Here is a 10,564-nt window from a genome sequence, read left to right on the forward strand (position 1 = left end):
GCGCCCCGTCCCCACCGTGATCCTCGGCGCCGTGGCCGGGCTCCTGGTGGGCATGACGTCGGTGGGCGCCGGCTCCATCGTCATCGTCGTGCTCCTGCTGCTCTACCCGGCGCTCAAGGCGTCCCAGCTGGTCGGCACCGACCTGGTCCAGGCGGTGCCGCTCGTCGCGGCGGCGTCGCTCGGCCACCTCTTGTACGGCGACTTCTCGCTCGGCCTGACGACGTCCCTGCTCATCGGCGCGATCCCCGGCGCGTGGTTCGGCGCCCACGTGTCCGCCCGGGCGCCAGGCGGCATCATCCGCCGCGCGCTGGCGATCCTGCTGCTCGCGTCGGGGCTCAAGCTGCTCGGCGCGAGCCTCCCCGTGGTGCTGGGCGCCGCCGCGGCAGCGCTGGTCCTGGGCAACCTGCTGTGGTTCCTGGTCAAGCGTCGCTTCGGTGCGGCACCAGCCGTTTCCGAGGCAGACTCCACCCCGGAGGAGCTCGCCGACGGGCCCTCGAGCGACCCGATCGACGAACCGGCCGACGACACCGCAGAAACGAGCCCCCGCAGATGACCGACACCCCCACCCGCGTCCTGTCCGACGACGAGCTGGACCTCGTCGAGCTGGCCCTCGGCGGCGCGCTCTCGGCGTCCTCGCTCGCCGCGGCCCTGCCGGGCGTCCCGGCCGACGTCGTCCTGACCGACGCCGAGAACACCCCGCTGGCCCGCCTCACGGCGCTGCCCGGCGAGCTGTCCGGCGTGCTCGAGCCGCTCAAGCCCGTGCCGGCAGCGATCGGCCCGCAGTGGGACGCCGCCGTCCGCCGGCCGGCCCGCGCTGTGCGTGCGGCCCTCGGGGAACGCCCGGGGGGCGACGCCCAGCAGAGCCTCGCGCTGCTCGTCACCGAGGTCCCGACCCGCGAGGAGCTCGACGCCGCGGTGACCCTCGTGTCCGGCACGGGCGCCGCCACGAACGGCGGCGCCGGCCCGGTGCTGCTGCTGGTCCCCGTCGCCCGCCGCGCTCCGGCGCCTGGCACCGTCGGCGCCCCGGGGCTCGTCCGATCGGCACTGGGGCTCGCCGACTCGCTGACCGGGCAGGCCGGGGCGCAGGTGACCACCGTCGCCGTACCGTGGTCCGGCCTGGGCGGGACGACGCTCGAGGAGGTGGCCGCCGCGTACGGTGCCGCCCGCACCGAGCCGCTCCCCGCGCACCGCTCACCGGCCACGGCCGAGCGGGTGGCGGCGCTGCCGGACGTCCGGGACGAGGCGGTGCGGGCGCTGTACCCGCCCGCCTCGGCCGCCGAGGTGTCCCGCGCCGCCACGGGCGGCGCCCGCCGCCGGGGCGTCGTCGTGTTCTTCACCGGCTTGTCGGGCTCGGGCAAGTCCACGGTGGCCCGCGCCCTGGCCGCCGAGCTGGAGGACGACGGCCTGGGAACCACCCTGCTCGACGGCGACGAAGTGCGGCACCACCTGTCGAAGGGACTCGGGTTCGATCGTGAGTCCCGGGAGACCAACGTGGAGCGCATCGGGTACGTCGCCGCCCTCGTGGCCAAGCACGGTGGTATCGCCGTCGCCGCGCCGATCGCGCCGTTCGCGGCCGGCCGGGCCAGGGTGCGGACGCTGGCCGAGGAGGCCGGGGCGCACTTCGTCCTGGTGCACGTCAGCACACCGCTGGCGGTGTGCGAGGCCCGCGACCGCAAGGGCTTCTACGCCAAGGCGCGGGCGGGCGAGATCGCGGAGTTCACGGGCATCTCCTCGCCCTACGAGGAGCCCGACGACGCCGAGCTGGTCATCGACACCACCGACGTCCCGGTCCCGGAAGCCGTGGAGACGGTCCGCCGCCACCTGGCAACCCTGCTCCCCTGACCTGCCTCCCCGCTGGGGTAGACGTCTGGCGAGGTAGTCGCTGAACGACTACCTCGCCAGATGACTACCTCAGCGGTCACGCGCGGCTCTCGGCTGCCTTCTTCGCCTCGGACTCAGCCTTCTGCTGCGCCTTGGCAGCGGCCCTCTGCTCCGCCTCTTCCCGCGCCTTCTTGCGCAGGTGCGCCCTGCGGCGCGCCGGGCTCATGCCCCGGTTACCCGGCCGCTGCGCCCGCACGAAGTCCTTGTACGCCTCGGCCACCTCGTGCACGGGACCGTCCATGACCAGCTGGCCCTGGTGCATCCACAGCACGCGCGTGCACATCGCCTCGATCGTCGAGATCGAGTGGCTCACGAGGAACACGGTGCCCGCGTTCTCGCGGACCTGCTCGATGCGCGCCTTGCTGCGCTCCTTGAAGGCCGCGTCGCCGGTGGCGAGGGCCTCGTCGATCATCAGGATGTCCGGCGAGGCGGACGAGGAGATCGCGAACCGCAGGCGCGCGCCCATGCCGGACGAGTACGTCTTCATCGGCAGGTAGACGAAGTCACCGATCCCGGCGAACTCCACCACCTCGTCGAACCGCTCGTCGACCTGCTTGGGCGTGAGCCCGAGGGCGAGGCCGCCGATCATGATGTTGCGCTCGCCGGTGAGCTGCGGCATCAGCGCCGCGTTCACACCAAGCAGCGACGGCTCGCCCGAGACGTGCACGCTGCCCGACCTGGGAGGCATGAGCCCGGCGATCGCCCGGAGCATGGTGCTCTTCCCGGAGCCGTTCACGCCGACGATGCCTACCGACTCTCCGTGCCGCACGGTGAACGAGACACCGCGCACGGCGTGGATCTCGCTCACGGCACCGACGTGTCCGCGTCCCGCCTGGAGCAGCCGCTTGAAGAAGGGGACCTTGACCTTGACCTCGCGAACCTCCGCGCCCTGCTTCTCGGCCTCCTTCTTGGCCCGGCCGCCGATGACCCGGTAGACGACGTTCAGGTCGTCCACCACGAGGCAGGGTTCGCCCAGGTCGGTCTCGAGCGCCTCCTCCCCCTCGTCCTCCGGCTCGACCTCGAGGTCGAAGTCCATGTGGTCGTCGGCCTCAGTCACGTCCGTACCTCTCCTCGCCGCGCCAGAAGACGATGAAACCGATCACGAAGAACAGCACTGCCCACGCGCCGCCGAGCGCCCACATCAGGCCGCTGGGCGGGAACAGCTCCTCCTGCATCAGGATGGAGCGCACCAGGTAGAGGTAGACGGCCACCGGCTGGTAGTCGAGGACGCCGGTGACGATCGTCTTCGCCGGCTCCGCCATCTGCAGCTCGTTCAGCTTGACGGTCACCGGGAAGATCACGCCCGACGCGTACATCACGACGCGCATGACGAAGGGCAGGACGTTCTCGACGTCCGGCGTGGTGGCCACGGCCCGGGCCATGATGAAGGCGATCCCCATGTTGAAGACCCACATCAGCGCGATCGCGGCGGGCAGCAGCAGCCACCACCACGTCACGTGGATCATCTCGTACGTCGGCAGGAACCCGCTCAGCAGGGTGATGGCACACATCACCACGATCGCGGGGATGAGCGTGGTCAGCAGCGACAGCACCGTCGACATCGGCAGCACCGCGCGTGGGAAGTGGAGCGAGCGCAGCAGCTGCGTCTTGCCGCTGATGGACTTGGCGCCGCCCGTCACCGAGGCTTCGATGAAGCGGTACATGAAGACGCCGATCACGATGAACGCGATCGAGTTGTCCATCTCGCGGCTGAGGCGCAGGATCACCCCGAAGATCAGCACGTACACGCCCGCGTTGAGGATCGGGTTGAGCACTGCCCAGAGCTGGCCCAGGTAGTTGTTCTGGTTCTTCGCGTAGGCCGTCGACGTGGCCAGGACGCGGATGAACGCCCAGCGCTTCGTCAGCTCACGGATGTACTCGCCCAGCGGGGGGCGGACGTTCAGGGGGCGTAGCCCGTACTGCTTCGCGAGGGCGAGCCGTTCGGCCGACGTCGTGCTCGGCACGATCGGCGGCGGTGGCTGCTTCGCATCACCGCTGGCGGAAGGCGCCCCGGGCGCCACCGCGTCGGTAGTAGGTGTGCTCACGGTAGGGGAAATACCTGTCTGGTCGGGGGCACTGCCGGCGACATTCCGGCCGTTCGATCCTAGCCGGTCCCGAACCCTAGCAGGGTGACCGAGGCCTGTTCGGGGCACCTGGGACCACACCTCTGGACCTCGGCGGACCTCTCCCGTGAGAGACTGCACCGCGTGCATCACCCCCGTCCCGCTCCTCGGGCCACGGACCCGCGAGCCGCGTCACCGCGTGTCGCCGGCGCCCTGGTCGAGTCGCCGCTGCAGCTGCTCTGCACGGTCGAAGCGCACGCCGCCGGATACGGCGGCACCGACACCAACGTCCACGTGCGCGACGACGTCCCCGCCCTGGGCGACGCCCTGTCCGCCGTACGTGGCCTCGCCCTTCCCGAGGGTCTGACCTTCGACCTCGCAGGCCGGCGCAGCGCGCTCACCGCCCGGGAACCCGTCTGGCTCGTCGGCGACGCCTTCTCCGGCCTCTTCCAGGCCACGGTTCCCCTGCGACGTCCCGAACGTGTAGTTCTGGTCGACGACGGCCTGGCGACCCTCGAGCTGTGCCGCCTCCTGGTACGCAGCGACCCGCTGATCCGCATCGGCAAGCCCGCGCGGGCACCCCGCCGTCGGCTCGGTGCCGTGGCCGCCGGCCGCCTGCGGTCCCTGGCCGCCGACGGCCGCGTCACGATCTTCACCGCACTTCCACTTTCACCCGACCTGGCGACCGGCCTGCGGGCCCAGGGCTTCGACGTCCGGCCCAACCGCTTCGGCTGGCTCGCCGCGCAGCCCGCGGACGAGTCGATGCCCGAGCCCACCATCGTCGTCGGCTCGGGCATGCCCGCCGACGGGCTGATCGATCCGGACCGGTACCTCGACTGGATCCGGTCGCTGGCCGAGGAGGGAGCGTTGCGCTACCTCCCCCATCGCCGCCAGACGCCGGAGCTGCTCGCCGCGCTGGCCTCGATCGACGGTGTCACCGTCGACGCGCCCGGCGCCCCCGTGGAGATCCGGCTGCGCGGCCTGCGGTCCGGCCAGCGCGTGATCAGCCTGCCGTCGACGTCGACCATCCTGTTGACCACTATCATTTCACCACTCGGTGTCCCCGTCACCGCGCTCGACGTGCCCGCCGACTGGTGGACCCAGCGCGCCTCGGCCGACCACCGAGCACACCTGACCAGCGTCGTCGAGCTCGCCCGGCAAGCCCGTGCCGCCGCCGAGGACGTCAAAGAGATCGACTCCCCGGAGGAGAACGAATGACCATCCGCGTGCTCGCAGTCGCGGACAGCGACTCGTACCTGAAGTGGGCATGCGCGACGCTGGACAGGCTCGGCCCGGCCGACGAGGAGGGTCTCGACCGTTCGGCGGTGATCGTCAAGACGCCGATCGCGCCGACCACCAGCCAGATCGCCGCCGCCGTCGCGGGATCTTCAGTGGTCCGCCCCGCCGTGCTGCCCGTCCGGGACCTCGCCGCACAGATCCGTGAGAACACGCCCGACGTCGTGCTCATCGCCGCCACCGGCCCGGTCGCCGAGGTCGTGGCGCGCGCGATCGTCGCCGCCACGGGCAAGCGCCGTCCCGCGCTCGTGACGGGCCTGCCCGGCATGGCGCTGCCCGCCACGCCGAAGGGCACCGGCTGGCGCCGCTGGTGCGATGCCTTCGTGGTGCACAGCAGGCTGGAGATCGACGCCTACCGGGAGTCGTTCGCCGCGCACGGCGTCGCCCCCGACGTGCCGCTGGCGCACCTGCCGTTCCTCGAGCACATGTCGGCCAGCCTCGGCACCGAGCCAGTCAAGCGGATCATCTTCGCCGCGCAGGCCAAGGTGCCGGAGAGCCGGCCCGACCGCGTCGCCCTGCTGGACCGTCTCGCCCGCCTCGCGGACGACGAGTTCGAGGTCATCGTCAAGCTCCGCGCCCGCAAGGGCGAGCGGCAGACGCACAACGAGGCGTTCCCGTACGACGAGCTGTGGGACGCCGAGCACGCCCAGCTCGGGCACCGCAGCGACACCCTCCGGTTCGTCGACGGTCCGATGGCCGAGTGGCTCCAGCCGGGATCCGCGTTGATGACGGTGAGCTCGACCGCCGCCATGGAGTCCCTGGCCCTCGGCCTGTCCACCGTCATCATCGACGACTTCGGGGTCAGCGCCGAGCTGCTCAACGCGCCGTTCGTCGGCAGCGGCTGCGTGATGCACGTCGCCGACGCCGCGGAGGCGTTCCGCGCCGGTGGCCCGGAGCCGGATCCCGCCTGGCTCGAGGACAACTACCTGCACACCTCCGAGTCGGAGCTGCCGGCGGCCGTCCGGGACCTCGCGGCGCGCCGCGAGACGGGGACGCTGACGCCGCTGGCCGAGGTCAAGCCGTGGCTCCTGGCCCGCTACCTGCGGATGACGCTGCAGATGTACATGCCCAAGTTCGTCTACGACGTGGCCCGGCGGTCGAACCGCTCGGTCCGGCTCCTTGTGGACAAGGAAAAGCAGGCCTGACCCGCGAGTTCCGCGAAGTAGAGCGCCTGTCCGGGTTTCCCTGATGTCACCAGGGAAACCCGGACAGGCGCTCTACTTCGCGGAGCTCGCTCGGGGTCAGACGCCGTCGTCGACCCGGACGCTTTCCGTGAGGCCGCGCAGGAATCCCGCGCCCCAGGCCATGTGCATCGTCACGAGCGTCGCGGGCAGAGCCAGCGCAGAGGGCAGGTCGAGCCGCGGACGGCGGGTCGCGGCGTGCGCCGAGGCGCCGAGCACGCCCAGCAGGTAGACGGCGGGTGGCGTGAGCCCGATCAGCGTCAGCGGCAGCACACCCGTGACGGCGCCCACGACGGCGAGCAGCAGGGACACCCCGAGCCCGATGACGGCAGTCGGCGGGGCCAGGTAACGAAGGCTGGCGGTGCCGGGGTTGCGGCGCACCACCTCGCGGCGCCACATGCCGGTCCGCCAGAACTGGGTGGCCACGGCGCCCAGCGTGCGGCGCGGCTTGTACTCGACCACGAGTGACGGGTCGAACCACAGCAGGCTGCCGCTGTTCCGCAGCCGGAGGCACAGCTCCCAGTCCTGCGCCCGCACGTACACCGGCGAGTAGCCGCCCACCCGCTCCAGCGCCTCGCGGCGGAACGTGCCCAGGTAGACCGTCTCGGCCGGGCCTGCGCTGCCGCCCGTGTGGAAGGAGGCCGCGCCGAGGCCTGCCGGGTGGCTCATCGCCCGTGCCACGGCCTTCTGCACGGGGATGTCGCCGACGGGCATCATGCGGCCACCCACGCCGTCCGCCCCGGCGGTCTGCAGGGCTTCCACCGCGCGGCGCACGTAGGTGGGCTCCACGACGGTGTGGCCGTCCACCCGGACGAAGATCGAGTGGCCCTCCGGCATCCGCGCCAGGCCCGCGTTGAGGCCGAGCGGCTTGGAGCCCGTCGGGTTGTCCACGACGGTGACCCGGCCGGTCTCGGCGCTGAGCTTCTCGGCGATCTCGTGCGTGCGGTCCTGCGACGGACCCACCGCCAGCACCATGTGCAGCGGGTGCGGGTAATCCTGTTCCAGGACGGACCGCACCATCGCCTCGAGGTATGGCTCCTCGTCACGTACGACGGCGACCACCGTCACCAACGGCATGCTCGCCGCCTCAACCCGCTCGGGCACGTGGCCCCCTCTCGCGATGGCCGGGCCAGGTTCGGCCACAGTCTTGGGTTCTGTCGGATCCAGGAACATCGGAGGCGGGCACCGCGAGTGCGGCGCCCGCCTCCGACCATGTACCTACGGCTCAGGTTCTATCTTTCACGCCTGAGCCTGCGGCTACGCTCCGGGCGAGTGCCTCGTTCCTCGGCCCTCACCCTGCGCTGCGCCTACGGCTCAGGCGTCGACGCGACGGAGGCGCGACATCGGCGAGAACTCGCCGGGCATGACGCGCTTCTGGCCGTCGCCGAGAGCCTTCTCGAGGATGCGGATGTCGCGCACCAGCGTCTCGAGGCCCTTGGGCTCGAGCGAGGAGGCATGGTCCGAGCCCCACATGGCGCGGTCGAGCGTGATGTGCCGCTCGACGGCGACGGCGCCCAGCGCGACGGCCGCGATCGAGATCTGCAGGCCGGTCTCGTGACCCGAGTAGCCGACGGGCACGCCGTAGCGCTGCTGCAGCGTCGTGATGGTGCGCAGGTTCGCCTCCTCAGGGGGAAGCGGGTAGGTCGAGGTGGAGTGCAGGATCACGAGCTTGCTCGTGTCCAGGATCTCCACTGCGGCGTCGATCTGCTCCAGCGTCGACATCCCGGTCGACAGGATGATCGGCTTGCCGGTCGCGGCCAGCGCGCGAAGCATCTCGTGGTCCGTGACCGATGCCGAGGCGACCTTGTGGGTCGGCACGCCCATCTTCTCCAGGAAGTCCACCGACGGCGCGTCCCACGGAGAGGCGAACCACTGCACGCCCTTGTCCTTGGCGTACGCGTCGATCTCCGTGTACTCCGGCTCCTCGAACTCGACCTTGTACTTGTACTCGAGGTACGTCATCTCGCCCCAGGGCGTCTGACGGATCTTGTCCCGCTGGTCCTTCGGAGTGCTGATCTCCGGAGTGCGCTTCTGGAACTTCACAGCCTGGCAGCCGGCATCGACCGCGACGTCGATCAGCTTCTTGGCGATCTCGACGTCACCGTTGTGGTTGATGCCGATCTCGCCGATCACGTAGACCGGCTGGTCAGCGCCCACCTGGTGCTCGCCGATGGCGACCGGTGTGGGCTGCGCGGTGGTCGCGCTCATATCGAGGTCCTTCCGAAGATGTCATGCACAGGGTAGTGCTCGTGCGGGGTAGTGCTCGTACGGGCCGAAAGATGGCTATCCGGCGACGACGGGGGCCTGGGCGGTGCCAGCGCTGAGAGCGACTTCACCCGGACGCGAAGCGAGTATACGGTCACAGACCTCACGAACCGCACCGTTCCCGCCGTCGCGCGACAGCACGATCCTGGCCTGCGCCTTCACCTCGGGACGCGCGTCGGCGACCGCGATCGGCCATCCGACGACCTCCATGGCGGCCAGGTCGTTGACGTCGTTGCCGACGTAGGCGACCCGCGCCGGGTCGAGACCGTGCTCCGCGAGCCAGCCGCGCAGTGCCGTGGCCTTGTCCTCGACGCCGTGCAGCACCTCGACGCGCAGCTTGCTCGCGCGGGAGGCGACGACCTTGTTGGTCTCGGTGGACAGGATCAGGATCGGGATGCCCGTGCGCCGCAGGCGGGAGATGCCCATCCCGTCGCCACGGCTCACCCTGACCTGCTCGGTCCCGTCCTGGTCGACGTAGGCGTGGTCGTCGGTGTGCACGCCGTCGAAGTCCGTCACCAGGGCGTCGACGTCCAGCGGCTCCGGGGCGGCGTCGACGCTCTGGTCCACGAGCTGGCGCGCGAGCCAGAGGTCGCGCGGCTCGTCGATCTCGATCGACCACTCCGCCGCGACCGGCTGGATGCCCACGTCACCGAAGAACCGCGTCCTGCTCTCCCGGAACCCGTCGGTGCGCATCACGTAGAAGGCGCCGGTCTCCCGGTAGTGCGGGGCCCGCTCCTGACGCCGTTCGCGGTACTCGGTGGTGTGGCCCACAGGGCTCGCCACGCCGTCGTCGATCCGCCACTGGAAGTCGTGCGTCTCCGAGACGGCGACGACCACGTCCTTCTCCCCCTCGGCGACGGTCCGGACGGCTGCGTCCAGGTCCGCGGGATCGATGAACGGTGAGGTGCACTGCACCAGCACGGTGACCGGCGGGATCTCCTGCGGGGGCAGGCCCCCGTCACCGGCCTCGACGCGCTCCAGGACGTGCAGCAGCGCGGACTCCGACGACGCGGTCCCCCCGGCGATCTCCGCGGGGCGGACCACCACACGAGCTCCGTGCGACCGCGCCTCGGCCGCGATCTCGTCGTGGTCCGTCGAGACGACGACGGTTGCTACCGACGGGGCCGCCGACGCGGCCTGGACCGCCCGGCCGACGAGCGTGATGCCGTCCACCCGGGCCAGGTTCTTCAGCGGGACCCCCTGCGAACCACCGCGGGCAGGGATGATCACGATGGCCGACGGGCCGGCTGCTTCTGGCATGCTTTCCTCTGACGGGCTGACTTGGGCAGGGCCCTGGTCAACCAGGTCCCGCGCCGCCACCGCGAACGCATGCAGGGCGGCTGTCCACTGTATCGCTCCCCGCCACGCCCCTGGTCATCGGGGGGTGCCGGACCCGCTCGGGCTACGTGCTGAGGAATCCATGAGGCCATCGGGCCGTTCGCGTCCGTCGTACGCGCCTGAACATGTCTGAGAGGATTCACCCATGAAGATCGCTGTTGTCGGAACGGGCTACGTCGGCCTGTCGAACGCCGTCCTGCTCGCCCAGCACCACGAGGTGTGGGCGGTGGACGTGGACGCTTCGAAGGTCGCGCTGGTGAACGAGCGCAAGAGCCCGATCGTGGACGTGGAGCTCGAGGACTACCTGGCCACGAAGGAGCTCGACCTCACTGCGACGCTGGACGCCGCGGCGGCCTTCGCCGGTGCGCAGGTGGTGGTCATCGCGACCCCGACGAACTACGACGAGGTCACCAACTTCTTCGACACGTCCTCGGTCGAGTCCGTGATCACCCAGGTACTACAGGTCGCGCCCGACGCGACGATCGTGGTCAAGTCCACGATCCCCGTCGGGTTCACCGAACGCGTCCGCACCGAGCACCC

9 protein-coding genes and 1 pseudogene are annotated in these 10,564 nt (G+C 71.0%); 5 read left to right on the forward strand and 5 right to left on the reverse strand.

What is annotated here, in order from left to right:
* Together ACFO6V_RS27725 and cysC are read left to right on the forward strand one after the other, a co-directional pair.
* The coding region (locus ACFO6V_RS27725; protein WP_377142311.1) for a sulfite exporter TauE/SafE family protein at window positions 1-553 on the forward strand (553 nt) is incomplete at its 5' end.
* On the forward strand, window positions 550-1,842 hold the full coding sequence (cysC, locus tag ACFO6V_RS27730; RefSeq protein WP_377142314.1) for an adenylyl-sulfate kinase: 1,293 nt from the start codon (window positions 550-552) through the stop codon (window positions 1,840-1,842). The genes ACFO6V_RS27725 and cysC, both read left to right, overlap by 4 nt.
* Before the next feature lie 76 nt (window positions 1,843-1,918).
* Here cysC and ACFO6V_RS27735 read toward each other — a convergent pair whose 3' ends face one another.
* The gene (locus tag ACFO6V_RS27735) at window positions 1,919-2,938 is read right to left on the reverse strand and encodes an ABC transporter ATP-binding protein (RefSeq protein WP_377142317.1); all 1,020 of its coding nucleotides are present in this window, start codon (window positions 2,936-2,938) and stop codon (window positions 1,919-1,921) included.
* Entirely contained in the window at window positions 2,931-3,926 is a 996-nt protein-coding gene (locus ACFO6V_RS27740) for an ABC transporter permease (protein ID WP_377142320.1), read from the reverse strand. Before ACFO6V_RS27740 ends, ACFO6V_RS27735 begins: the two co-directional genes overlap by 8 nt.
* Before the next feature lie 162 nt (window positions 3,927-4,088).
* On the opposite strand from ACFO6V_RS27740, the gene ACFO6V_RS27745 reads away from it, so the two are divergent.
* Window positions 4,089-5,162 (forward strand): hypothetical protein, encoded by a 1,074-nt coding sequence (locus tag ACFO6V_RS27745; RefSeq protein ID WP_377142323.1) that lies wholly within the window; start codon window positions 4,089-4,091, stop codon window positions 5,160-5,162.
* A complete protein-coding gene (locus ACFO6V_RS27750) occupies window positions 5,159-6,385 on the forward strand; it encodes a DUF6716 putative glycosyltransferase (protein WP_377142326.1) in 1,227 nt (408 codons plus the stop codon). The genes ACFO6V_RS27745 and ACFO6V_RS27750 overlap by 4 nt, the downstream gene beginning before the upstream one ends.
* Window positions 6,386-6,481: 96 nt before the next feature.
* On the opposite strand, the gene ACFO6V_RS27755 is transcribed toward ACFO6V_RS27750, so the two are convergent.
* The 3 genes from ACFO6V_RS27755 to ACFO6V_RS27765 form a co-directional block, all read right to left on the reverse strand.
* A complete protein-coding gene (locus tag ACFO6V_RS27755) occupies window positions 6,482-7,525 on the reverse strand; it encodes a glycosyltransferase family 2 protein (RefSeq protein ID WP_377142329.1) in 1,044 nt (347 codons plus the stop codon).
* Between the two features lie 210 nt (window positions 7,526-7,735).
* The gene (locus ACFO6V_RS27760) at window positions 7,736-8,629 is read right to left on the reverse strand and encodes an N-acetylneuraminate synthase family protein (RefSeq protein ID WP_377142331.1); all 894 of its coding nucleotides are present in this window, start codon (window positions 8,627-8,629) and stop codon (window positions 7,736-7,738) included.
* A gap of 75 nt (window positions 8,630-8,704) precedes the next feature.
* Window positions 8,705-9,946, reverse strand: a complete 1,242-nt coding sequence (locus ACFO6V_RS27765; protein WP_377142334.1) for a cytidylyltransferase domain-containing protein — start codon at window positions 9,944-9,946, stop codon at window positions 8,705-8,707.
* 223 nt (window positions 9,947-10,169) lie between these two features.
* Here ACFO6V_RS27765 and ACFO6V_RS27770 point away from each other — a divergent pair.
* Window positions 10,170-10,564: pseudogene (locus tag ACFO6V_RS27770) on the forward strand (UDP-glucose 6-dehydrogenase); the annotation flags it as partial.

It is taken from the genome of Promicromonospora alba, assembly GCF_042654905.1.
In the GTDB taxonomy this organism is placed as follows: Bacteria; Actinomycetota; Actinomycetes; order Actinomycetales; family Cellulomonadaceae; genus Promicromonospora; species Promicromonospora alba.

Bases quoted from the DNA above. Each gene is read 5' to 3' on its own strand.
- cysC (WP_377142314.1), top strand. From the start codon at position 550: ATGACCGACACCCCCACCCGCGTCCTGTCCGACGACGAGCTGGACCTC.
- ACFO6V_RS27750 (WP_377142326.1), top strand. From the start codon at position 5,159: ATGACCATCCGCGTGCTCGCAGTCGCGGACAGCGACTCGTACCTGAAG.
- ACFO6V_RS27760 (WP_377142331.1), bottom strand. From the start codon at position 8,629: ATGAGCGCGACCACCGCGCAGCCCACACCGGTCGCCATCGGCGAGCAC.
- ACFO6V_RS27765 (WP_377142334.1), bottom strand. From the start codon at position 9,946: ATGCCAGAAGCAGCCGGCCCGTCGGCCATCGTGATCATCCCTGCCCGC.